We start from the raw sequence: 23,518 nt of genomic DNA, 5'->3' as shown, positions 1-23,518 counted from the left end.
CTATGGAAAGCAGTACCTCCCCCATAATCGAACAAAGCCGTCATGCTCAGGTTGAGTTCTCCGGCAAAGCTGGCGAGTTTTTTGGTATTTGGATTGTGAACATTTTGCTGAGCATTCTTACACTTGGTATCTACAGCGCTTGGGCCAAAGTCAGAACCAATCAGTACTTTTATGGCCATACCCGTATTGAAGACCAGCCATTCCGCTATCTGGCCAAACCCCTGCAAATCTTAAAAGGCAGATTGATTGCTGTCGCCCTGTTTGCCAGTTATTTCATTCTGTCTGCTGTTGCTCCTATTGCTGGCTTACTGATGGCACTAGGCTTAATGTTTCTTATGCCCTTTTTGATCGTACTTAGCATGCGCTTTTCCATGCGAATGACCAGTTACCGCAATGTTCGTTTTGATTTTCATGGCAGCTATGCCGATGCCTTTATTAACTTCCTGCTGTTGCCGATATTGTCGATCTTTACCCTTTATCTGTTGATGCCCTGGGTACTGAAACGTATTGACCAGTATTTGCACAGCAATATCAGCTATGGTGGTAAACGGCTGCAAGTGAACAATGATGCCGGAACCTACTATGCCGCCGTTCTTATTATTATGGCAGTAGTCACTGGTGTGATCATGACCGCTGTTATACTGGGCTTTGTGATTGCCTTCCTGTTTCCTTTTAGTTTTGGAGCTGAATGGGCCATGGTGCTGGTGTTTGGTATTATTCTGTTGTATTGGCTGATCCTGATGCTAAGTGGCGCTATTTACAAATGCATGATTCGCAATCACTTGTTTAGCCGCACTGTATTGCCAGATACAGCAAGTTTTGCATCCAAGATGCAGGTCATGCCTTACCTCTGGCTCACTGTCAGTAACTTACTGGCAATCCTGTGCACCTTCGGTTTAGCCTATCCTTGGGCCCGAGTACGCAAAACGGCTTATCTGGCCAATGCCACCAGCCTAACGCTGCAACCTGGCATTGATCAATTGGTGGATACCGTACAACAACAGACGGCAGCCTTCGGTGAAGAAGCTGCTGGTTTGTTCGATGTTGATATCTCGTTGGCCTGATGCGCGGTGATCAAGCTGTAGCTGGCCACTTCCAAAAGCCGGGACAAAGCACTTTGTTCCCGGCGACAGCCGTGCTGGCAGACGATGGTAGCTTAAAAGTCTTCCAGCAAAATACTGAGCACCTGTTGTATGAGTGTGCTGCTGAAGACTATCACTTTGCCTCCATTATTCCGGGCTTACCGATGGAGCTTGAGCTGACTGATGGCGGTATTTTCCGGCCGGATGATGCCAGCTTTCGCTGGCCGCAGCAGGCGGCTCACTTTCGCCTTGCAGCCTGGCTGGAAAGCAACCGTCTGAGTATTCTCAGTGCCGTTATTCTGGCCCCTCTGGCGCTCTGGTTGCTGGTCACTGTAGCAATGCCAGCCATGGCCAGCGCCATGGTCCCCTTTGTGCCAGACCAAGTCCGTCAGCAAATGGGTCAGCAAACCTTCTATGCTTTACAAAAAACCATCTTACAACCAAGTACCTTGTCCGAAGAGCAACAGGAAGAGCTGCAAGCACTCTGGCAAGAAGCTCTGCACAGCCTGGAGCTGACATACGATGGGTACCAGCTGCATTTTTACCAGTCCACTTTCTTAGGTGCTAATGCGTTTGCACTACCAGATGGCACAGTGGTTATGACAGATGCTCTGGTGGAGTTACTCAAAAACAAGCCTGACGCCCTCCTGGCCATTCTGTTGCATGAAATCGGTCATGTTGAAGAACAACACAGTATGCGCCTGGTGGCGCAATCACTTGGAGCTGCCTTGGTCTTTGGTGTATTTTTTGGTGATGCCGAGGCTCTGAGTGAGTTAATTCTCGGGGCAGGCTCAGGCATGCTGCAGAATGCTTTTTCCCGGGATATGGAGCGCGAAGCCGACCAATTTGCCTATACCAGCCTGGTGGCTATGGGGCGCTCCCCTGAAGCCTTCGCCGAAGCCATGGCTGTATTTGCTGAACAACACGGCGATAGCGGACAATCCGAGCAGTTGCTCAAGTACCTGAGTACCCACCCGGCAACAGCCGAGAGGATTGAGGAAGCTCGTAAGGCCGCACAGCTTTATCAGCAAACGCAGCCTGTTGAATAACCGCAGCCATGGCAAGCTTACCAGAAGCCTGACTAGCCGATAAATACCGCATGACCGACAGCCAGCAACACGGCATAGCGCAACCCTTTGCCAAGTGCCACCAGCAGCAGAAATAAAGTGAAGCGCACCCGCAATACACCAGCGATCAGAGTGAGCGGATCGCCAACCACCGGCAACCAGCTGAGCAGTAAACTCCAGCTGCCATAGCGCTGGAAGCGGTGACTGGCTGCTGTCATTTGTTCAGGGGTGAATGGAAACCAGCGCTTATGCTGAAAACGATTTAATTCTTTGCCGAGGTACCAATTGACACAGGAGCCGAGGGTGTTGCCCAGGGAGGCCGATAGCCAAAGCCAGAACAACAAGTAGCCCTGCTGCTGCAAAGCCAGTAGCAATACTTCAGAAGAACCGGGCAGCAAGGTGGCAGCGGTGAAAGCGCTGACAAACAGCGTCAGATAAGCCAGCATCAGAGTAGAACGGTTAGCTTAGCGCTTTTGTGCCAGCAGGGTTTCTTCATCCATCTGCTGGATCATAAAAGCAACCTTTTCAAAAAAGGCATCTCGGCCTTCATCCGGAATAGGTTGTGCCAGCGGTATGTTCGCTGTCATCGGGTTGACTGGTCTGTTGTTCACATGCAGCTCATAGTGTAAATGTGGCCCGGTAACCCGGCCAGTGGCACCGGAAAGAGCGATGCGTTGGCCGCGCTCAACCCGTTGCCCATTCCGAACCAGAGCCCTGTCCAGATGCAGATAGCGGGTTTTGTATTGGCCATGGTGCTGAATTTCAATGTAGCGGCCAGCAAAGGGGTGGTTTTCTACCCGGATCACGGTACCATCGGCCGCAGCCAACACAGGGGTGCCTGTGGGGGTAGCAAAGTCGGTGCCGTTATGCGGAGAAACTCGCCGTGTGACCGGATGCAGCCGACGCGGATTAAAAGCGGAACTGATACGGAATTCACGCTGCAAAGGAATCCGCATAAAAGCCCGTTGCAGGCTGTTGCCATCGGCATCGTAATATTGACCATTGTCATGCAGAAAAGCCGTCAATTGTTGTCTGCGATTAAATATCCGGATCCCTTCGATCCGACTTTGGCCGGTGGCCTCTTCACCGACATAATTGTCGCTACGCACTACCTGAAAACGGGCACCGGCCTGAATATCACGCGAAAAATTTACCCTATCCCGAAACAACTGACTGACTGTCGCAATTTCAGCATCGTTCAAACCAGCCCGCTGCGCAGATACATAAAAGCTGCCGTGAATTTCCCCCACCAAGGTTTGGCTGTGCCACTCACCTTCGTCCAGCAACTCCTGATAGCTGAACTCGCCATCGGCCTCCCGCTGGTATAACACTCGGTTACCAGCATGCACAAAGAGCTCCATCGACTGCAATTCACCTTGCTCATCCAACTGAAAAGTAAAGGTATGGCCAGGTCGTAACACATCCAATGCCAGCAAGGATTGATCGGCCGCCATAATGTGGTGCATCAGTTGCTGACTAAATCCATGACGGGAAAAAATTCGGCTTAAACTGTCCCCGGATTGAATGGCGTAATGAATGATGCTGTCATCCACTTCCGGCTCTGGCTCTGATAACAATGCCTGCTGCCATTCTGACCAGCTTTCCTGCAATCTATCTTCCCACCCCAACTGAACCCAACTGGCGGTAAGTAAAGCTGGCATCAGTGTTACCAGGGGTTTTTCCGGCTTTGAACTGCCTGGCCAAAGCAAGATCAAGCCACTAACCAACACCAGTGACAACAGGATGCGCCGATGTGTCGTTGGAAGCCCATTTGTAAGAGTGTGCATAGGTTGCGGCATGCGAAAGCGCTTTTATCGTTCTAGGGTTTGACAACAGACAGTGGTGACCACTGCCTCAGCGATTTTAGGATACTATCACAAAAATAACCAATTCCGCTTCGATTACCAAGGGAAAAAATGGTTCCCATGAAAATAAAAAAACCACCTGTCTTCCCGGCAGGTGGTTGCGAAAGCCGCTAAACTCCAGAGGAACGCGGATTATTCCCCCTGAAAGCACCGCCTCCAGGGAGAAGCTTTAAAAGATATAACTTACACTGGCTTTGACATAGCGCCCAGGCTCGGCAAAACGCCGGTAACCATCGGTACCTGGTGACACATCACCACGAGGACCACCGCCGCCAGGGTGAATAAAACGCATCCGATCCCACAGGTAGTACTCGCGGTCAAACAGGTTAAAGATCCCAAGCTGTAACTGCAGTGCAGCCGTCAGATCCCAACTGGCATTCACATCCACTACAGTAGCAGAACCAGGCACTTGCAATACTGCCGATGTCCTACTGCCGTCCGCCTGAGTTTGCAGGGTATCGGCCTCATTTTTTCCCGCCAGGTGCTGCACTGTGGTCAGCAATTGCCAGTTCTGTCCCGGTGCCTGATAGCGCAACGATGCCAACGCATTGGCCGGACTGACACTTAGCAGAGGCTCCCCCTGGCTGTCTTTGCCATATTGGCGACTGCCGGCCAGCCGCAAGCTAAAAGCCTGACTCAACTGCAGCAAAGACTCCAGCTCAATACCCTGCACCCTGGCCCGGCCAATATTTTGCGGTTGACTGTACCTGTTGCCCTCAATCAAGGTACATTCTCCACGTACACACTGCTGATACTGCAGATCAGGCAAACGTGTTTGCACCTGAGACTCGATCAGATTGCGGTAATCCTGGCGGAATACAGAGAGTTGTAGCTGTTGGCGTCTTGCCGGCTGCCAGCTCCAGGCCAACTCCAGATTCTGACTGGTTTCAGCTTTTAAATCCGGATTAGCAGCAGAACTCCAAATCACCACAGTGTCACCGTTAATGCCTGTCACCGTGGAGCTGCTGACGCCACCGTACATATCGTCGGCACTTGGCATACGGAAGCCACGTCCCCACTGCGCTTTCAGCTGCTGAGAGTCAGTCAGTGGGTACTGGTAACTGATCTGGCCGCTAAGGTTACTAAAGCGACCAGAGGTAATGGTGCCGGACTGATCTTGCAGCAAATCAGACAACTCAGGTTTGTAATTAAAATCATCGTAACGCAGCCCCAAAGTCCACTGGCTGCCACCGGCCAAAGTAATCTGATCGCGCGCCAGCAGATACCATTGATCAATGTCAATATGAGGGATCACAAAGGCAAATGCTTCGCTGCGACCTACCTGGTCACTCTCTCCTAAAAAGTGCGTATTGGTACGCCAGCTGGAAATACGCTTGCGCTCTACCCCCACGCCATACAGCCACTGCTGATGCAAGGTGCCCTGCGACACTTCTTTATCAAATGCCAACGCCAACCGCTGCTGCACCTGACGGAAGCCACGATCTTCGTGACGCATGCAGGGCTGAATCCCCTCCGGGCAGGTTGCATAGTCCATCAGCATTTTAGTCACGCCAAAGTTACGTGTATCCTGCCAATCGAATTTCAGACTAAGCGCATCAAACCAGGGCGAGCCGGCCAGCCATTGGTAATCCATCCCGACACGACGCCTGCGACTTTCATCATCCGTATCCCGGCTCAAATAAGTCCCGCCAATCTTAGCCCGCTCGTCGGCCTCCGCATTGGCTTTGAATTGCTCTACAGTCCAGCCCAGCCGATGTTCAGGCTGCAGCTGCCATTGCAATTTTGCCAGAACATTCAGGCTTTGATTATCCAGCGGCTCCGGGATGCTGCGCGCACCACCTGTCACATCATCGCCTTTATGGGGAACGCGTTGCTGCTCTCCATCCCGACGACTGACCAACACCATGGATTCCACCGGACCACTGCGATTCGCCGCCGAGATACTAAACTGCCGTTCGTGATAAGCCCCGTCAAACCCCAACTTAATGCCAGCATGGCTTTCATCGCCCTGGGTTTGCAGAAAATCAGCAGGGTCTTTGGTTTGGAACAAGACAGCACCACCCAGTGAGCCACTGCCAGCCAGCAGCGCATCGGCCCCTTTTAAAATCTCAACTTGCTTTAAACTATCCAGTTCAATGCCGCCGCGACCAGAGCGGAAAAATGCATAGGGCGCCAGGTTTGATGGATCCAGCCGCTCAGCAAGGGCCAGACCATCCACGGTAATAGCGACCCTGTCGCCATCCATCCCTCTAATGTTAAAGCCTGTCGAGCCAAAACGCCCAATATTGGTCAGCGTCACGCCAGGCGCATAGCGCACAACATCAGACAGTTGACTGGCCTGCTGTTCATTGAGTTCAGCAGCGCTGACGCGTTGCTGATTGATCTGAGCGGAACTCTCTGGCTCTGGCGCTTCGGCGGTTACCTGCACTTCAGGCAACTGTGTCTGCTGGGCCCAGAGTGAGCCAGACATGGCGGCAGCACAGGCCAGCCAAAGCAACCGCACAGACGATTTGTTTACTACAGTACGCAAGCTGTACTCCTTAACTGATCAAATAGTGAATGTGAAATATGGTTATTAAGGCTGGCGGACTGCCAATTGCAACTGAGGCTCTTGCTCCGGCAATGGCTGAGCTTCTGAGATCTGCTGCTCATTGGTGGTATCCCACAACTGGAACACCGCCAGTCCATAGGCAACAAAATCTTTTTTGCTTAGCCAGCCCTGCTGTGCTTGATCCATCTGGCGAAACACATGCTGTGCCAGCTCTTTATGCGTCTGGCGAACTTCCTGCTCCCGCCGCGCTACTCTGGACATAAACTCATCGAGGTATTCACCGCGACTAACCAGACCATCGCCATTCACATCGGTACGGTCATACACACTGCGGCGCTGCTGTTCAAAATCCTGCCAGCTCACTTGTTGCTTATCATCCGTGGCAAACATGGTCAGAAACCCTTGATTATTGTGCGTGGTTGGCATCGCCAATAAAGAACGAACCCGGCGGCGCTCATTATCAGTTTGCGTATTACTTTGGGCACGGCGACGGGGGGCCGGATCAGGATCCCCCACAGCGACGACGCCATTTTGATTGGTGTCAAAGCGGTCAAAAATACGCTGACCAGAGGCCTGGTACTCTTCCCAACTGATGTTGCCGTCATTATCGCGATCCAACGCATTAAAACGGTTAAGCGTTTGTCGTATATGCGCTTCCCGCGCATTGAGCAGCTGCTGCTCCAACTCTGTCATTTCAAAGGCGACAAAAACTTCTTCGCTGATTTTGCCTGCAGCGAAGTCAGACAATGCAGTAAAACGTTGTTGCCAGGCATTCAGAAAGTCCTGACGACTGACCTGGTTTTGTTCATCGGCGGCAAAACGATCAATAAAGCGATAACGTTGCTCAGCCAAAGGCTCTTCCACACTGCTAAATGGCAATACAGAGGCCGCAGCCGATTGCAGGTATAAGGCACTGGTGGCCAGAAAAACCAACAGGGTGCGGGTTGAATAGGTCATGGTGCTGTTCCTTCTTACTTAGATTGATTAGTGGGTGACATCAATGACAACGCTGTAGCTATAGCTGTACTCAGGCACAGAGGCGGTCTCGGGTGCTGGGTGACGGTATCGGCTTAACAACAAATACCGGCCAGGCTGCTGCAGTTGGAAACGAAGGCTCCCCAGAGCATCGCTTTCCAGCTCTAGCTCGGCGGGAGAATCGTCATCGCTGCCAGCAGCAAAGACACGCACCACCTGCTCTGGCAATGGCTTGCCATCGAACAGCAACTGCAGCTCAATAGGCTCGGCAGCAAATAAACTGTTCGGGTGGGTTTGAAAAACCAGCTCAAGCCCCTGCCCATGCGGCTGCAGCGCCCTTTCATTCGGTTGCCCTAACGAAACATAAGCTTCCGCCAGAGTCACCGCCTGGAAATGAGCCAATGGTTCAGCCCCTTCCGGCAAGGGCTGACTTGGATCCCGCACGCTGCCCCGGCGGCCATTCAGCAGGTAGGTACGAAATTCTGCACCGTAACGCTGACCAGTACTAAAACGCCAGGTCCCTTCCTGCTGCAGCTGATGTTCTACCAAAGTACGGACCCGGCCAGTAAACAAGGTATCAGGAGTATGCGGTCGGCCATCTGGTGCAATTACCTGATAGCCATCATTGTTAAAAGCGACTTCCGGCACAAAAAACGTATCGGCAAAAGATGCCTCCAGACTGACCCAGCCACTGCGCGGCACCTCAAAATCTGCGGGCAATAAATAAGGGGTGTGAGACATCGCTTGCATCGACAGCCCTAGCAAGCACACAGCAGCAAAGCAACGCATGGCTACTCCTTTATTGTTATTGATTCTTATTTGCATTAGATCCTATTGCAAATCATTCTCATTTGCAATACTTTACTCTGTAACTTTTGTGCCATACAGTTGGAAAGCAAGATGGTTGATTTTCAGGCAAGCTGGATGAAGTGGTGTAGACTTGAGCAACAGCTGCAAATCGGATTGACACAAGATGAGCTCAATGCCTGCCTGATTGCCGATTATACTCGCCAAGGCTGTCGCCTGGCCGGCCAGTTAGCCAGTTCATCCAATCGCTTGCTGCAAGAATGGGTGCTCAAACGCAGTCTGTTCTTACTGGCCCAACTGACCGCAGCGTTAGCCAATGGTGTCTGCCGGCAACAGGCTGCCGATCAACTGTACCTGCCTTTACTGGCTTTACAGCGTTTGTATCAGGCCGAGCCTGATGCCTATCGCAAGATTTGCCGGTTACGCGCCGATCTGAACCAACGACTGTATACCGTAGCCCAGTCACCGAATAAAGGAGCTCTGAAATGACCACACGTACCGAACGCGATAGCATGGGAGAACTGCAGGTACCTGCCGATGCACTCTATCAGGCCCAAACTCAGCGTGCAGTGCAAAACTTTCAACTAAGCGGCTTAACCCTGCCGGTGCGCTTTATTCAGGCCTTGCTGCACATCAAAGCGGCAGCAGCCGGGGCCAATCAACAATTGGGATTACTGGCTGCGACCAAAGCGGATGCCATTATCACAGCGGCCAAATCCCAGTTGCAGCAAACCGACTTAAAGCACTACCCGGTTGATGTGTTTCAAACCGGCTCTGGCACCAGCAGCAATATGAATGTAAACGAGGTGCTGGCCACACTGGCCAGTCAGCAGCTTGGTGAACCCGTCAGCCCAAATGATGAGGTCAATCTTGGGCAGAGCAGCAACGATGTGATCCCAACCGCGATCCAACTAAGTGCCGTTCTGACGCTGGAACAGGCACTGCTGCCAAAGCTCGCGCATTTACTAACCATAGTACAACAGAAAGAACGCAGCATTGGTCATCTGGTAAAAACCGGCCGTACTCATTTGATGGATGCCATGCCGGTTACCTTTGGTCAGGTACTAAGTGGCTGGCAAAGCCAGCTACTGCATAACCGCGAGCAACTGCAGCACTTGCTGCACAGTTTGCGCCAGTTACCGCAAGGCGGGACGGCGGTCGGTACCGGCATCAATGCTCATCCAGACTTTGCCAGCCGTTTTTGTCAGCAGCTAAGCAATGAGCTCGGCTACCCGTTCAGCCCGGCGAATAATTTTTTCTTTGGCATCAGCAGCCAGGATCTCAGTGTGACTCTGTCGGGTCAGCTTAAGACCTTAGCTGTCTCCCTACTGAAAATCAGCAATGACCTGCGCTGGATGAACTCCGGCCCACTGGCTGGTTTGGCTGAAATCGAACTTCCGGCCCTGCAACCGGGCTCATCCATTATGCCCGGCAAGGTCAACCCGGTGGTGCCGGAAGCTGTTGCCATGCTCTGTGCACAAGTGATTGGCAACGACAGCACCATTACGGTGGCCGGTCAGTCCGGCAATTTTGAACTCAATGTGATGCTGCCAGTGATAGCCTACAACCTGTTGCAGAGCATTGAACTCCTGGCCAATGGCTGCCAGGCACTGGCAGACCAGGCCATTGCTGGCTTTACCGTTAATGAAGCCCATATTCAGCAAGCACTTCATCGCAATCCCATTCTGATTACCGCCTTAAACCCGGTGATCGGCTACATGAAAGCGGCTGATATCGCTAAGAAAGCCTATCAGCAACAACGGCCGGTGCTGGACGTTGCGCTGGAGGAAACCGATTTAACGGAAAAAGAACTTAAAGCTTTGCTGGATCCGGCCAAGTTGTGTCAGGGCGGTATAGTGTAAGCCTGTTTGCTCAGGTAGCCTTGCTGCCCACGGCAAGATTCCATGCTAAAGTGAGTTATCCACTTTAAACCGGAAATACCTGATGCGTACCATGCTTAGCCTTATTTGCATTTTTTTTATGTTATCAGCGCAGGCAGATAGTTCATTGACAGAAACAATCGAAGAGCAACGACTGGAAGCCGCCTGGCAAACGATGCCGCAGGTGCTCAGTCGCTTTGAACCTTTGGTAAATAACCTGCGTTTGGAGCTCCAACTCACCGAACACAGCCAGGATCTGGCACCCCGCTTGCGCCAGCATGGTGAGCAATTGTGGCAACAAGCAGTCTATCAGGCCAGTACCACCCCCGACTACGATGATCGGGCTCTGTACTGGGCCCGGCTAATGATGACACAGGCCCTTGGTCAATGGTGTCAGCAACAACAAGCCTGTACCCACTTGCCGCTGCTGCTCGAAGCCTTAGAATTAAGTAGCCGTGGTCAGCTGAGCATTCGGTTTTCAAAAGACAGCGATGTCCGTATTTTGCTGACAGGATTCGATCCCTTCTTGCTGGATCGCAATTTGAACCAGTCCAACCCGTCCGGTGTCACCGCCCTGATGTTGGATGGCTGGGTATTTCAGCAAGATGGCCAGCAAATCGAAGTACAAAGTGCGATGATCCCAGTGCGCTTTGTCGATTTTGATCAGGGCATGATCGAACAGTTACTAAGCCCACCTCTGCAACAGCAAAGCATCGATATGCTGCTAACAGTCAGTATGGGCCGCGAGCACTTTGATCTGGAGCACTTCCCAGGCCGACGCCGCAGTGCCGAAGCTCCGGATAACCTGAATGTGCTCACTGGCGGCAACGCCAACAACCCAGTGCTGCCACTGCTGGATGGTGCGCCTTTGGCAGGCCCGGAGTTTGTTGCCTACAGCCTGCCCTATCAGGCCATGATGCAGGCCGAGGGGCGTTTTCAAATCAATGACAATCGCACTGTCACCAGCTTAGAGCGTGGCGAGTTTGCCGCTCAGTCTCTGGCCGAATTAGCTGATCAAACCGCGGTGCAGGGTGGTGGCGGTGGCTATCTGTCGAATGAGATTTCCTACCGTAGCATTTTGCTGCGTGACCGCTACAACCCAGAGCTGCCGGTGGGTCATATCCACACACCACGCATCGCTGCTTTTGAGCCCGACACCACAGCCGCCATTGTCGAGCAAATTAAAGCCATGATCCGCCTGGCCGTTGCCAGCACCCCAGTCATCGCAGAGCCTGACAACGGCAAATAACAGCTGCTATAGTCAATCCGACGGCTTGGCGCCGTCGAATGCAGCTTATAAAAATAATCAACACCATAACAATAACTTCAGGAACAGACCATGCGATCCATACTAGCGCTTACCTCTGCACTGCTGCTTTGCAGCAGTGCTTTCGCCCAGCAACTGGGCTGGACCAATATCAAGGGTTATGGCTTTGATGCCGATGGCCAACTGGTACAATTTCAGCAACTGATTATCGATACCGACAGCGGCAAAGTACTGGCCCGCGGCGATGCCATTCAGCAAGATTTTCCCGATGCCAACTGGCAGGATGGCAAGGGCAAAGCGATTCTGCCAGGCCTGATTGACGGCCACGGCCATATTCTGGGGCTGGGCCAGAACCTGATGCAGGTAGAACTACGCGGCACTCAAAGCGAGCAAGAGGCGGTGGAACGGGTCGCTGAATTTGCCGCTCGTCACCCGGAGCAACAATGGATCCAGGGCCGCGGCTGGAATCAGGTACTGTGGGACAACAACGAATTCCCAAGCACGGCCTTGCTGGATGAAGCCGTTTCAGACCGGCCCGTCTGGCTAAGCCGCATAGATGGGCATGCCGGTTGGGCCAACAGCAAGGCGCTGAAACTGGCTGGCATTACCAAAGATACGCTGGACCCACCCGGTGGCCGCATTCTGCGTGATGAACAGGGTAATCCGACAGGCGTATTGCTCAACAACGCCCGTCAGTATATCGGTGCTGTTTTGCCAGAGCCGAATGAGGCCGAGGTGATTCAGGCACTGGAAGCTGCCTTTGCCGAGCTGTTATCGCTGGGTATTACCAGTGTGCACGATGCTGGCATTGATAGCAGCCTGGCACAGCTGTACCAACGGCTGCGGGCAGAAAGCGCCTTACCACTGCGTATTTATGCCATGCTCTCGGCCCGTAACCCCGATCTACAGGACTGGCTGGATCAGGGTATTATCGACGACGAGCGGGATCTGCTGCTGATCCGGGCGGTAAAACTATACGGTGACGGCGCTTTGGGCAGTCGTGGGGCAGCCCTGTTAGCCGATTACAGTGATCAGCCTGACCATCGTGGTTTGCTGGTGACAGAGCCGGACCGGCTGACTGCCCAGATGCAGGCTACCATCAAGGCAGGCTTTCAGGCCAATGTGCATGCCATTGGCGATAGGGCCAACCGTATGGTATTGGATAGATTTGAGCAGATAGCAACCAAGGAGCAATTAGCGCAAGGCCGTCACCGGATGGAGCATGCTCAAATCGTCTCGCCGCAAGATATTCCGCGCTTTAAAACCTTGCATGTGTTGCCGTCGATGCAGGCGGTGCATGCCACCTCGGATATGAATATGGCCGGTGATCGACTGGGCGTAGCGCGGCTGCGCGGTGCTTATGCCTGGCGTACTTTTGTCGATCAGGGCAGCCCCATTGTGGGTGGCTCAGACTTTCCGGTCGAGCTGGCCAACCCCTTTTATGGCTTGCACGCATCCGTCACCCGGCAGGACCAGCACAACCAGCCGGTCGGGGGCTGGCTGCCCGAGCAACGGCTTACGTTAACCGAAGCCCTGCGCAGCTTTACCCGCGATGCCGCCTACGGTGCCTTTCAGGAGGAACGTTTAGGCTCGCTGGCTCCTGGTATGTGGGCAGATTTTATTGTACTGGAGCAGGATCCTTTTGCCATGGAGCCAGAGCAGCTGTGGCAGTTGGAAGTGCTGCAAACCTGGCTGGCTGGCAACAAAGTGTTTCACCGGGAATAACGAACAACGGCGCCTATGGCGCCGTTTCCGTGTGTGAAGGTCTTACTGGGGTTTAGCCCTGCTCAGGCTCTGCTGGCTCTGGCTCAGAAAAATCAGGGCTGACCGAGCGGCTTTGCTTATCACGCAGCTTACCAATCACCGAACTTAACTTGCGCTGCAGCTTGTCAGCAGCACCGGTGACCGCCTGACCAACTACTGCAGCATGCTCGGTCACTGCCATAGGGTCCATACCCTGCAGGCGGGCTTCCAGCAAACAGCGCTTGTCATTGCCATCCTGCTTTGCAGTGCTGTTTTCATCGCTTAAGTGCACTTCAATCCGGGTAATGTGATCAGAAAAGCGCTCTAACTTACTTTTTAACGTATCACGGACAAACTCAGCCAAACGCTCATCGGCCTGGATATTGCGATCACTGTTGATTTGGATCTGCATAGACAACTCCTTTGATAATCACTTGAAAGTGGGAAACTCTTTTCATGGACCATCCTGGCGCTGAAATGTTTCCCTTATCTACTATTTGGAGACGAGATCATCGACAAGCAAGGGGGGAGCAGCGAATTTAATCGGACAGAGTAGCAAAGTCTGGTTAAAATACGTGGCAAGAAACCTCAGATACGATGCGACCATGATCAGCCATAAATGGGCCAAGCAGATAAAGTCCCTGCACCTGAAAAAAAACCGTAAGGCGGAGCAGCAGTTTATCGTCGAAGGCGAAAAAGCCGTACTGGAAGTGCTGGCTTCCGGCTGGCGGGTGCCCGCTTTGTTTGCCACTGAAGGCTTTTTGCAGCAGCACCCGGAAGCCATTCAGACAGCACTTCAGGTCCACACATGCAGTAGTGAGGATTTAGTAAAGGTGGGCACTTTCACCAGCAATGATGCAGCCTTGGCGCTTGTCAGCATGCCACAATGGCCCTCGTTTCAGGCCACACCGGAACAATGGACCCTGGTGCTGGATAACATCAATGATCCGGGCAACCTGGGTACCATTATCCGGATTGCGGACTGGTATGGCATCCAGCATATCCTTTGTTCAGCCAATACCGCGGATTGCTACAATCCCAAAGTTGTGGCAGCAGCCAAAGGCTCCTTTTTACGGGTACAACTGCATTATCTGGCGCTGCCCGAGGTATTGGCCAACAGCCATCTACCGGTGTATGGCGCCTATTTGGGAGGTGAAAACATTCATCAGCTTAGCCTGACTAAGCCGGGTGGCTTTATTGTGCTGGGCAATGAAGCCAATGGCATCAGCAAGGAAGTGGGCCAATGCATCAGCCGTAAAATTACCATCCCGGCTTTTGGCGATGCGGAGTCGTTAAATGTTGGCATTGCCGCCGCCATTATTTGCGACAATCTGCAGCGCCTGACAGCAGCTGGTGAACTTGGGTATACTGAAGCAAATTGACCAACAGGTGATCAGCATGTTCCCTACCATCGAATCTTATGTCGGCCAGACCCCTTTGGTACGGCTGCAGCGTCTGGCCAGCCATACCAGCAGCACTGTGCTGCTGAAGCTGGAAGGCAATAACCCCGCAGGCTCAGTGAAAGACCGACCGGCGTTGAATATGATTTTGCAGGCAGAAGCCAGTGGCCGCATCAAGCCTGGTGATTGCATTATCGAGGCCACCAGCGGCAATACTGGCATTGCTCTGGCTATGGCAGCGGCCATTAAAGGCTACCGCATGACATTGATTATGCCGGCCAATGCTACCGAAGAGCGCAAATCCGGGATGCGCGCCTATGGTGCCGAGCTGATTGAAGTGAGCAAAGAACAAGGCATGGAAGGGGCGCGTGATCTGGCGCTTAGCATGCAAGCCGAAGGCAAAGGCATCGTGCTGGATCAGTTCAACAACCTGGATAACCCGGCAGCCCATTACGCCGGTACCGGCCCTGAAATCTGGCAGCAAAGCCAGGGCAAAATTACGCACTTCGTGTCCAGCATGGGAACAACCGGCACCATTATGGGCGTATCACGCTACCTAAAAGAGCAAAACCCGGCAATTGAAATTGTTGGCTTGCAGCCCTCAGAAGGCAGCCAAATCCCAGGTATCCGCCGCTGGCCAGAAGCCTATTTACCGGGGATCTTCGATAAAAGCCGGGTCGATCGGGTGATCGATATCGACCAGCAGGATGCGCTGACCGCTATGCGCCGGCTGGCCCGGGAGGAAGGTATTTTTGCTGGCGTAAGCTCAGGTGGTGCGGTTCATGCTGCCTTACAATTGGCAGAACAGCTCGATAATGCAGTGATAGTCGCCATTATCTGCGATCGTGGCGATCGCTATCTCTCCTCCGGTATTTACTAGTCGCCAGCCAGAAGACTGCTGCGGGATGGCGACCTGATCAATATTTAAAGCGGCTAACCTGCGCATCAATATCCCGCGCAATAGCTGCAATCAACTGACTTTGCTCGGCCGCATCGGTTGCGGCCTGGCTTAAGCTTGCGACCGCTGTGCTGATTTCAACCACATTCTTGCTGATATCTTCACTCACCACGCTTTGCTCTTCAGCCGCACTGGCAATTTGGGTGGCGGCATCACTAATCCGGTGCGTGGCCTCTATCGCCAATTCCAGTTTTTGTTGTGCCGCTTTAGCTTGCTGCTGGGTTTGCCCGGTCATGTGCTGATTTTGCTGCATCGCATGCACTACCGCCTGAGTTTTGCCGGTCAGCTCGGTGATCAACTGTTGGATTTCTCCGGTAGAATCCTGAGTTCGGGATGCCAAACTACGGACTTCATCGGCGACCACCGCAAAACCCCGGCCCTGTTCCCCTGCCCGGGCTGCTTCAATGGCGGCATTGAGTGCCAACAAATTGGTTTGTTCAGAAATATTGCGTATCACCTCCACGATGCTATTAATGCTGCTGCTGGCCTGCTCCAGTTCGCTCATCATGCTGCCGGCCTGTTGCATGCTGTCGGCCAGCTCACTAATGACCTGAGACGTGGTGACCACGGCCTGATCGCCTTGCTGCACAGAGCCCGCTGCCTCCTGGGCGGATTCAGCCGTTAACGATGCCTGCGATGCCACTTCCGAGGCGGTACTCGACATTTCAGTCACAGCCGTAGCCACCTGCTCAATCGAGCGCTGCTGCTGGGCCACTTCCTGATGTGTACGCTGTGAAATATCTGCACTTGCGGCTGATGACTGTTGTAGGCTCTGTACCAGCAGGGCCGTATCCCGTACTATCTGATGGGTTTTATCCAGAAACAGATCCAATGCAACAGCAAGCTGGCCTATTTCATCCTGCCGTTTTAAACCGATACGCTGGGTTAAATCACCATCGGATTGAGCCAGGTTATCCACCATCAATGTTAATTGCTGCAAGGGCTTCGCCAGACGGCCAGCTACGACAAAGAGTAAGACAGCCCCCGCCAGTGCCACGACAACTCCCAGCAACACTTGCCAGAATAAACTCTGGTTAAAACGACTGCTTAAGGTATCGTTCAGTTGCACCATCTCTGCCAAAGCAACCGCCATAGGCACTTTGTACTCCAGTAACCAGGGGGTTTCAAAGGCACTGAGCGCAATGGGTACTGTCACCACAAAGTCGTCCCCCTGTTGCCGGAAGCTGGCATTGCCAGAACGCACTAAGGACTGCAACTGCTGCCATTCTGTGGCCGCCAGAGGCTCCCCCACCCCTTGCTGGCTTTGGGTACTGCCCACCAAAAAACCACGGTAAGACACAATGCGTAAATCGCCAGCACTTTGGTACAACTCCGTATCCAACTCCGCCAGCAACTGCCGTAAAAACGCCATAGAGATATCGACACCGGCCATCCCCACAAAGCGGTTGTTGTTTAACACCGGATGCACAATGGAGCTCATCAGGGTAGGCACGCCCTGCACATCCCACACCGCAGGATCAATCACACAGGAATTGCGGCGATCTCTGGAGCACAGGTACCATTCGTTCAGGCGCAGGCCCTGGGCATCCCGGGTTTCACTGTACAGATCCGTGGTGGTCACTGGCCTTAGATCCAGTCGGTTTCGCTGGTCGCGGGTCCAGTATGGGCCAAACTGCCCATCATCGGTGGAGTGGCGCCCTTCTCCCCGGAACTCAGCATCACGCCCATCTACCGCATTCGGCTCCCAGACAATATAGGCTCCCAGAGCTTGAGCATTATTGCGCATGGCCGTATGCACCAGTTCACTGACGTGCTCTCTGCTGAGTTGCTCTATAGCACCGGAGTCCATCAGTGACTGCATGCTATCCGCCAGCCCCTTGGCTACCCCCAGTGATTGCACAATCAGGTGCTCAATTTCATCCGCCCGCACTTGCAACTGATTAGTTAGTGATCGTTCTACCTCTTGCTGAAACAAGGCGGTACTGCTGGCCCGGTTGAACTGGAACAATTGATGCGACAGTACAACACCGAGCCCGATACTGGCTGCAACCACGACAATTAAGCAACTGCCTGCGATAACAGAAATCTGATTGCGCATGGTTTTAAATGCAAACATGGCCATACTTTGCCGACCTTACAAAGTTAATTAAGAGATGGATTAAGTATGCCGTAAATTTGGGTTCCTGCCAGATTTAAGCTATGATCTTCCTTACAAATCTTTATTTATATCAAACAGGTAAACCCCATGCACTGTAAAAGTCGCCTGGCGCTTTGTCTCGCCCTGGTTTTTAGCCCCTTCACCCTGCACGCCTCCGATGTGGATGAGCTGCGCCAGCAACTGGAACTGCTTAAGCAACAACTGCAGCTGCTTGAGCAAAAAATTGAGCAGCAGGAAAAGCAGCTGACAGCCCAGCAGCAGAGCATTGAGAGTGTGGAGCAAAGCAGTACGGCAGTAGCTTCCACTCTGGCCAGCCTGGAGCCAGCCAAAGACAGCAGTGATGGTATTTCGCTGGGCGGCGCTATCCGCACCAACTACAGCCATACCTCGTATAGCGATGGCAATAAAAACCGTGGTGGTGATTTTGCTTTTGATATTTTCCGTTTGAATTTAAACGGCAGTATTGGTGATGTGTTGCTGAATGCTGAAATCCGCTTTTTCGATTACATGACGGCGGTAAAATACGCCTATGTTGGCTATCAGCTAAACGAAGACTGGCAGGTACAGGCCGGCATTACCCAGGTACCTTTCGGCAACTGGCCCTACAACTCCCACAATTACTTTTTCAGCACCAACTACTACCTTGGCCTGGAAGACGACCACGATTTAGGCATCCTGTTCAAGCGCCGCGTCAAAGACAACTGGCAGCTGGATCTGGCTTTTTTCAAAAATGATGAACTGGGTGGGGTCGATGGCTATGTCAGCAGCCGGGCCGATCGCTACTCCTACGATGTGGTTGGTTTCCGTTTACCCGGCGATGGCATCTACGACGATCCGGCCCAACCATTGGGCGAGTACAACACTCTGTCTGGCCGTTTTGCCTATCATTTTGAACACCGTGAAGGAGTCAGCACCGAAGTGGGCGTCTCTGCCCTGCAGGGTGGCCTGCACGATGGTCTGCGCCGGGCTGGCGACTACAACGCCTGGGCGCTGCATCTAAACAGCCACTTCGATCGCTGGAACCTGCAGTTGCAACATGGGGAATACCGTTACAAGGTCGACGACATCGACCGGATGGCGGTCGGTGCTTACGCCTTTTACGACAGCATTGCTGCCAAAGCCAAAACCAGCACCGTCAATCTGGCCTACAGCCTGCCAATGCAGTGGGGGCCAGTCACCGGCATGCAGTTTTACAACAATTACGGCCTGGTGCACGACAAATCGGACCATACGGCCGATACCTGGATGAATGTCACTGGTTTCTCGGTAGCTGCCGGCGGCTTCTTTAGCTACTTCGATTTGGTGCATGCCCGCAATCAGCCTTTTGTTGGTGGCTCGGCCTCTGGCGACAGCAACGATACCGAACGACGCTTTAACATCAATATTGGCTATTATTTCTAGCCTGCCCAACGAAGGCCTGTCTCAGGCCTTTGCTCTTTGACGCTGCAACAAACAACGACAACCAGGAGAAGCACTGATGGCAGATCCAAATGACCCTCTGAAGCCGGATGGCAAGGTCAATCCAATCGATACCGACTACCAGATAGGTCAGGACAATATCGTGGTACAAGTGGGCCCCTTTGGCCTGGATATTCACAACCGGGTATTTTTAATCTCTGGTCTGAGCGTGATCGCTTTTGTGATCCTGACCATCAGCTTCCATAGCCAGGCAGAACCTGTATTTGCCAGCTTACGCGGCTGGCTTACCTCGAATCTTGCTTGGTTTTTTATCTCCGCGGCCAATATTTTTGTGGTGCTGTGCCTGGTTCTGATCGTATCCCCCCTCGGCAAGGTCCGACTTGGCGGCACCGAGGCTACGCCGGATTTTGGCTACCTGGGCTGGTTTTCGATGCTATTTGCTGCCGGAATGGGCATAGGCCTGATGTTTTATGGTGTTTCTGAGCCCCTCACCCACTTCAGCAATGCCTATGCCGGTACCAGTTTTGAAGAGGGGGTCCGTGCCGACTCGGCGCCTTTAGGCGGAGCGGGTGGCGATGCTTCCGCAGCTGAACGGCTGGGTATGGCCGCCACCATCTACCATTGGGCGCTGCATCCGTGGGCCATTTATGCGGTACTGGCGCTTGGGCTGGCATTATTTTCGTTCAATAAGGGATTACCGTTAACCGTACGCTCGGTTTTTTACCCACTGCTTGGTGAGCGGGTCTGGGGCTGGCCTGGTCATATCATTGATATTCTCGCCGTATTCGCCACCTTATTTGGCCTGGCCACTTCGCTGGGTCTGGGCGCCGCCCAGGCCAGTGCCGGTTTGAATTACCTGTTTGGTTTGCCGCAGGACACCGCCATGCAGGTGCTGCTGGTGATTGGTATTACTTTAATCGCTCTGGTTTCAGTGCTGGCGGGCCTGGAAGCCGGGGTAAAACGCCTGTCGGAAATTAATATGACGCTGGCGGCACTGCTGATGCTTTTTGTCATCATTGTTGGTCCTACGGTTGCGATTCTGACCGGTTTTGTCGCAAATTTAACGGCTTATCTACAGCACCTGCCAGCCCTGGCCAATCCGATTGGCCGCGAAGATGCCAACTTTGCCCAGGGCTGGACCGCCTTTTACTGGGCCTGGTGGATTTCCTGGTCGCCTTTTGTCGGTATGTTTATCGCACGCGTATCGCGTGGCCGCACAGTGCGAGAGTTTCTTATTTCAGCGCTGCTGATCCCATCGCTGGCCTGCGTGCTCTGGATGTCGGTGTTTGGTGGCACGGCCATCCGCCAGGTGGTCGATCATGGCTACGAGGCCGCCGCTTCGGCTGATTTGCCGTTGCAACTGTTCAGCATGCTGGACTTTATGCCCTGGGCGCAACTAACATCCTTTATCGCCATTATTTTGGTGGTGGTGTTTTTTATTACCTCGTCCGACTCAGGCTCTTTGGTGATCGATACCATCGCCGCCGGCGGCAAGGTTAATGCCCCCACACCACAGCGGGTATTCTGGTGTACCTTTGAAGGCCTGGTCGCCATTGCATTGCTGGTGGGGGGCGGCTTAAAAGCCCTGGAGGCCATGGCCGTGTCCACGGGATTTCCCTTCACCATCGTCTTATTGGCCGCTTGTATCGCCGTGGTGAAAGGATTAATGTCTGAACCACGGCCGGGAAAAGCCTGAGTCATCAGAGGTACATGGCAGCCGTATCCGGAAGGGGCGTCGCAATACGCCCCGACACACTCCATAGCCAGGCAGCTTTTACTATGCAGATTGAACAAATTGAAATTCTGGAGTTTCTGAAACGGCACTCACCTTTTCAAGAATTACCGGATGACTTGCAGCAGCAAGTCGCCAGCAACATCGATATCTGCTATTTCAAGGCTGGCACGCACATTCTTCGCTTCGATCAACCACTGGATGCACTCTATGTGATTCGCAGTGGCGCCGTAGAAACCTTTCGTCGTACCGGTGAGCTGTACAACCGCCTCAGTGAAGGTGGCATTTTTGCCGAACAGGGCTTGCTAAGAAACCGCAAAGTCCGTTTCCCGGCGACAGCGCTGGAAGACACCTTGTTGTATCTGATCCCGGCCGAACAGTTTGATCAACTGTGTGAGCAAAGTGATTTTTTTGCCGATTATGTTGAGATCAGCGATGAGGAACGCCGTAAAAACACCCCCAATCGCCGGGCAGATGCCAATGAGCTGATGACCTCGAAAGTCAGCACCCTGATCAGCAGAGCTCCGGTGCTGCTGGACATCGACAGCAGTGCCCGTGACGCCGCCATGGCAATGCAAGAAGCCGGCGTTTCATCCTTGCTGGTGATGGCAGAGCAGCAGATGGCAGGAATTCTGACCGACCGCGACCTGCGCAACCGCCTGGTTGCACCAGGGCTGCCGTTCGAAACCCCGGTACGCGACATCATGACCACCGAGCTGATTAGCATTTCGCATCATCAATTTGTGTTCGAGGCCATGTTGCTGATGCTGCGCCACAATGTGCATCACCTACCGGTATTAAAACAAGGTCAGCCGCTTGGGGTGATTGCCATAGCTGATATTATTCGTTACGAGTCGAAAAACAGCCTTTTTGTAGTCAGCAGTATTTTCCGTCAGCAATCGGTCAGCGAGCTGGCGGCTCTGGTGCCGGATGTTCGTGCCTGCTTTGTGCGTATGGTGAACGAAGATGCCAACTCTCATATGATAGGCAGCGCTATGGCAGTAATTGGCCGCAGTTTTAAACAACGCTTGCTGGAACTGGCTGAAGCACAGTTAGGCCCGCCGCCTGTGCCCTATTGCTTTTTAGCATTAGGCTCGATGGCACGGGAAGAGCAATTGATTGTCACCGATCAGGACAATGCGCTTATTCTGCACAACGATTTTGTGCCGGAACAACACGATGCCTATTTCCAACAACTGGCCCAATTTGTCTGCGATGGCCTGGACGCCTGTGGCTACACCTATTGCAGCGGTGACATTATGGCCACCAATCCCAGGTGGCGGCAGCCCCTGCACGTTTGGCAGCAATATTTTCGGGATTGGATCACAGCTCCCAGTGCTGAGCGCTTACTGCATAGTTCTATTTTCTTTGATCTGGCTGGCGTCTGGGGCAGGCTGGAATGGGCGGAGCAATTAAACCGCAGTATTTGGCAACAGGCACCCAAGCACCCTCTTTTTCTCGCATCCATGGTACGTAATGCACTGCAGCGCACACCACCCTTGGGTTTTTTCAAAGATTTCGTGATGGAAAAAGATGGCAGGCAGAACAACTCGCTGAATATCAAACGTCGGGGTACAGCGCCGATGGCAGATCTTATTCGGGTGCATGCGCTGGCGATTGGTTGCAGCGAGAATAACTCGTTCGCCCGGCTCAGAGCCATCATCAAAGCCGGCGTACTGCCACCAGGGCGCGGCGAGGATTTGCGCGATGCGCTGGAGGTGATAGCCATGGCCCGTATTCGCCATCAGGCACTGGCGCTGGAAGCCGGTGACGAGCCGGATAATCAACTGGCACCGGAGCAGCTGTCTGATTTTGAGCGCCGTAACTTAAAAGAAGCCTTTCAGGTGCTCAGTAACGCCCAGAAGTACCTGAAGTTTCGCTATCAGGGCAACCGGAGCTGATATGCTGTATCTGGGGCCAGCCAAACAGAAGCAACGCCGCCTGCCTGGTGATCCGGCCGTGGCTGACTGGCCGCAACACTTTGCCAATCGGGCTAAGCAAAGCAGGCATTGGGCACTGCAGCAGTATTACCAGGCAGGAATTCCTGCTGCCGATAGCATCCTGTCTGAGGTACCACTGCTGGCTATGGACTTTGAAACCACCGGTTTTGATGCCAAACGCGATGGCATTTTAAGCATAGGCACAGTGCCGATGAGCCTTGGCCGGATCCACAGCAGTCAGGCCCGGCACTGGTTGCTCAAACCCAAGTTTGCTTTAACTGAACAATCGGTGGTGGTGCATGGCATTACCCATAGCGCCATCGAAAGCGCGCCGGATATCACCGAGATCTTACCCGAACTGCTGCAGCAAATGGCCGGCAAGGTAGTGGTGGTGCATTTTCGTGGCATTGAACGCCCTTTCTTAGCCGCCACCTTGCAGGACAGGCTTGGTGAAGGCATTGATTTCCCAGTGATCGATACCATGGAGCTGGAAGCACGGCTGCATCGGGCCAGACCACCCAGCCTGCTGGATAAATTGCTGGGCCGCCAACCTGTCTCCATTCGGCTGGCAGATAGTCGCCGCCGCTATGGTTTGCCAGATTACCGGCCGCACCATGCGCTAACCGATGCGCTGGCCTGCGCCGAGTTATTGCAAGCCCAAATTGCGGATCGCTTTAGCCCGGACACTCCCTTGTCGGAGCTTTGGCGCTGAGCGTGTTGCAGCTGGGAAGCTACCCGGTAGTAATGGCCTG

19 protein-coding genes are annotated in these 23,518 nt (G+C 53.3%); 12 read left to right on the top strand and 7 right to left on the bottom strand.

Translation table 11 applies throughout. The features are described from left to right. Positions 1 to 2 precede the first annotated feature (2 nt). Both QWF21_RS02430 and QWF21_RS02425 read left to right on the top strand, forming a co-directional pair. Entirely contained in the window at positions 3 to 1,064 is a 1,062-nt protein-coding gene (locus QWF21_RS02430) for a YjgN family protein (protein ID WP_330086451.1), read from the top strand. Beyond that, positions 1,064 to 2,131: a M48 family metallopeptidase gene (locus QWF21_RS02425; RefSeq protein ID WP_330086450.1), complete on the top strand. Its 1,068-nt coding sequence runs from the start codon at positions 1,064 to 1,066 to the stop codon at positions 2,129 to 2,131. Before QWF21_RS02430 ends, QWF21_RS02425 begins: the two co-directional genes overlap by 1 nt. Before the next feature lie 32 nt (positions 2,132 to 2,163). On the opposite strand, the gene QWF21_RS02420 is transcribed toward QWF21_RS02425, so the two are convergent. The 5 genes from QWF21_RS02420 to QWF21_RS02400 form a co-directional block, all read right to left on the bottom strand. Continuing rightward, positions 2,164 to 2,592, bottom strand: coding sequence for a YqaA family protein (locus tag QWF21_RS02420; protein WP_330086826.1), 429 nt, complete (start codon positions 2,590 to 2,592; stop codon positions 2,164 to 2,166). 21 nt (positions 2,593 to 2,613) lie between these two features. Further along, positions 2,614 to 3,810, bottom strand: a complete 1,197-nt coding sequence (locus QWF21_RS02415) for a peptidoglycan DD-metalloendopeptidase family protein (protein WP_330086449.1) — start codon at positions 3,808 to 3,810, stop codon at positions 2,614 to 2,616. 373 nt (positions 3,811 to 4,183) lie between these two features. Continuing rightward, positions 4,184 to 6,505 (bottom strand): TonB-dependent hemoglobin/transferrin/lactoferrin family receptor, encoded by a 2,322-nt coding sequence (locus QWF21_RS02410; protein WP_330086448.1) that lies wholly within the window; start codon positions 6,503 to 6,505, stop codon positions 4,184 to 4,186. Positions 6,506 to 6,550: 45 nt separating this feature from the next. Further along, complete coding sequence (locus tag QWF21_RS02405) at positions 6,551 to 7,483, bottom strand: EF-hand domain-containing protein (RefSeq protein WP_330086447.1); 933 nt, start codon at positions 7,481 to 7,483, stop codon at positions 6,551 to 6,553. A gap of 27 nt (positions 7,484 to 7,510) precedes the next feature. Then, positions 7,511 to 8,290, bottom strand: a complete 780-nt coding sequence (locus QWF21_RS02400; protein WP_330086446.1) for a DUF4198 domain-containing protein — start codon at positions 8,288 to 8,290, stop codon at positions 7,511 to 7,513. A gap of 135 nt (positions 8,291 to 8,425) precedes the next feature. Between QWF21_RS02400 and QWF21_RS02395 the strand changes: the two genes are divergently transcribed. The 4 genes from QWF21_RS02395 (at position 8,426) to QWF21_RS02380 (ending at position 13,180) form a co-directional block, all read left to right on the top strand. After that, positions 8,426 to 8,797, top strand: a complete 372-nt coding sequence (locus tag QWF21_RS02395) for a hypothetical protein (RefSeq protein ID WP_330086445.1) — start codon at positions 8,426 to 8,428, stop codon at positions 8,795 to 8,797. Continuing rightward, complete coding sequence (locus QWF21_RS02390; RefSeq protein ID WP_330086444.1) at positions 8,794 to 10,170, top strand: class II fumarate hydratase; 1,377 nt, start codon at positions 8,794 to 8,796, stop codon at positions 10,168 to 10,170. The genes QWF21_RS02395 and QWF21_RS02390 overlap by 4 nt, the downstream gene beginning before the upstream one ends. A 145-nt stretch (positions 10,171 to 10,315) precedes the next feature. After that, positions 10,316 to 11,437, top strand: a complete 1,122-nt coding sequence (locus QWF21_RS02385; protein WP_330086443.1) for a hypothetical protein — start codon at positions 10,316 to 10,318, stop codon at positions 11,435 to 11,437. A gap of 90 nt (positions 11,438 to 11,527) precedes the next feature. After that, a complete protein-coding gene (locus QWF21_RS02380; protein WP_330086442.1) occupies positions 11,528 to 13,180 on the top strand; it encodes an amidohydrolase in 1,653 nt (550 codons plus the stop codon). Between the two features lie 52 nt (positions 13,181 to 13,232). Here the strand turns inward: QWF21_RS02380 and QWF21_RS02375 are convergent, their stop codons facing one another. Next, complete coding sequence (locus QWF21_RS02375) at positions 13,233 to 13,610, bottom strand: HPF/RaiA family ribosome-associated protein (protein ID WP_330086441.1); 378 nt, start codon at positions 13,608 to 13,610, stop codon at positions 13,233 to 13,235. 193 nt (positions 13,611 to 13,803) lie between these two features. On the opposite strand from QWF21_RS02375, the gene QWF21_RS02370 reads away from it, so the two are divergent. Then, positions 13,804 to 14,580, top strand: a complete 777-nt coding sequence (locus QWF21_RS02370) for a TrmH family RNA methyltransferase (protein WP_330086440.1) — start codon at positions 13,804 to 13,806, stop codon at positions 14,578 to 14,580. Between the two features lie 10 nt (positions 14,581 to 14,590). Then, the gene (gene cysM, locus QWF21_RS02365) at positions 14,591 to 15,478 is read left to right on the top strand and encodes a cysteine synthase CysM (RefSeq protein WP_330086825.1); all 888 of its coding nucleotides are present in this window, start codon (positions 14,591 to 14,593) and stop codon (positions 15,476 to 15,478) included. 37 nt (positions 15,479 to 15,515) lie between these two features. Here the strand turns inward: cysM and QWF21_RS02360 are convergent, their stop codons facing one another. Then, on the bottom strand, positions 15,516 to 17,639 hold the full coding sequence (locus QWF21_RS02360; protein WP_330086439.1) for a methyl-accepting chemotaxis protein: 2,124 nt from the start codon (positions 17,637 to 17,639) through the stop codon (positions 15,516 to 15,518). A 123-nt stretch (positions 17,640 to 17,762) separates the two neighbouring features. On the opposite strand from QWF21_RS02360, the gene QWF21_RS02355 reads away from it, so the two are divergent. The 4 genes from QWF21_RS02355 (at position 17,763) to QWF21_RS02340 (ending at position 23,478) form a co-directional block, all read left to right on the top strand. Continuing rightward, positions 17,763 to 19,076 carry a porin gene (locus QWF21_RS02355; RefSeq protein ID WP_330086438.1) on the top strand — a complete coding sequence of 438 codons (1,314 nt, stop codon included), beginning with the start codon at positions 17,763 to 17,765 and terminating at the stop codon, positions 19,074 to 19,076. Positions 19,077 to 19,152: 76 nt separating this feature from the next. After that, positions 19,153 to 20,790, top strand: coding sequence for a BCCT family transporter (locus QWF21_RS02350; RefSeq protein ID WP_330086437.1), 1,638 nt, complete (start codon positions 19,153 to 19,155; stop codon positions 20,788 to 20,790). Positions 20,791 to 20,873: 83 nt separating this feature from the next. Beyond that, a complete protein-coding gene (locus QWF21_RS02345; protein WP_330086436.1) occupies positions 20,874 to 22,727 on the top strand; it encodes a DUF294 nucleotidyltransferase-like domain-containing protein in 1,854 nt (617 codons plus the stop codon). A gap of 1 nt (position 22,728) precedes the next feature. Beyond that, positions 22,729 to 23,478, top strand: coding sequence for a 3'-5' exonuclease (locus QWF21_RS02340; protein WP_330086435.1), 750 nt, complete (start codon positions 22,729 to 22,731; stop codon positions 23,476 to 23,478). The last annotated feature ends 40 nt before the right edge of the window (positions 23,479 to 23,518 follow it).

This window comes from Alkalimonas mucilaginosa, assembly GCF_036327005.1.
Classification (GTDB): Bacteria; Pseudomonadota; Gammaproteobacteria; order Enterobacterales; family Alteromonadaceae; genus Alkalimonas; species Alkalimonas mucilaginosa.
Note: the sequence above shows the minus strand (reverse complement) of the source record. Positions and strands in the feature narration are given on the sequence as shown.

Coding starts and splice junctions, on each gene's coding strand:
- QWF21_RS02380 (WP_330086442.1), top strand. CDS start 11,528: ATGCGATCCATACTAGCGCTTACCTCTGCACTGCTGCTTTGCAGCAGT.
- QWF21_RS02400 (WP_330086446.1), bottom strand. CDS start 8,290: ATGCGTTGCTTTGCTGCTGTGTGCTTGCTAGGGCTGTCGATGCAAGCG.
- QWF21_RS02355 (WP_330086438.1), top strand. CDS start 17,763: ATGCACTGTAAAAGTCGCCTGGCGCTTTGTCTCGCCCTGGTTTTTAGC.
- QWF21_RS02390 (WP_330086444.1), top strand. CDS start 8,794: ATGACCACACGTACCGAACGCGATAGCATGGGAGAACTGCAGGTACCT.
- QWF21_RS02430 (WP_330086451.1), top strand. CDS start 3: ATGGAAAGCAGTACCTCCCCCATAATCGAACAAAGCCGTCATGCTCAG.
- QWF21_RS02350 (WP_330086437.1), top strand. CDS start 19,153: ATGGCAGATCCAAATGACCCTCTGAAGCCGGATGGCAAGGTCAATCCA.
- QWF21_RS02395 (WP_330086445.1), top strand. CDS start 8,426: ATGAAGTGGTGTAGACTTGAGCAACAGCTGCAAATCGGATTGACACAA.
- QWF21_RS02415 (WP_330086449.1), bottom strand. CDS start 3,810: ATGCCAGCTTTACTTACCGCCAGTTGGGTTCAGTTGGGGTGGGAAGAT.
- QWF21_RS02425 (WP_330086450.1), top strand. CDS start 1,064: ATGCGCGGTGATCAAGCTGTAGCTGGCCACTTCCAAAAGCCGGGACAA.
- QWF21_RS02370 (WP_330086440.1), top strand. CDS start 13,804: ATGATCAGCCATAAATGGGCCAAGCAGATAAAGTCCCTGCACCTGAAA.
- QWF21_RS02340 (WP_330086435.1), top strand. CDS start 22,729: ATGCTGTATCTGGGGCCAGCCAAACAGAAGCAACGCCGCCTGCCTGGT.
- QWF21_RS02375 (WP_330086441.1), bottom strand. CDS start 13,610: ATGCAGATCCAAATCAACAGTGATCGCAATATCCAGGCCGATGAGCGT.
- QWF21_RS02405 (WP_330086447.1), bottom strand. CDS start 7,483: ATGACCTATTCAACCCGCACCCTGTTGGTTTTTCTGGCCACCAGTGCC.
- QWF21_RS02360 (WP_330086439.1), bottom strand. CDS start 17,639: ATGGCCATGTTTGCATTTAAAACCATGCGCAATCAGATTTCTGTTATC.
- QWF21_RS02345 (WP_330086436.1), top strand. CDS start 20,874: ATGCAGATTGAACAAATTGAAATTCTGGAGTTTCTGAAACGGCACTCA.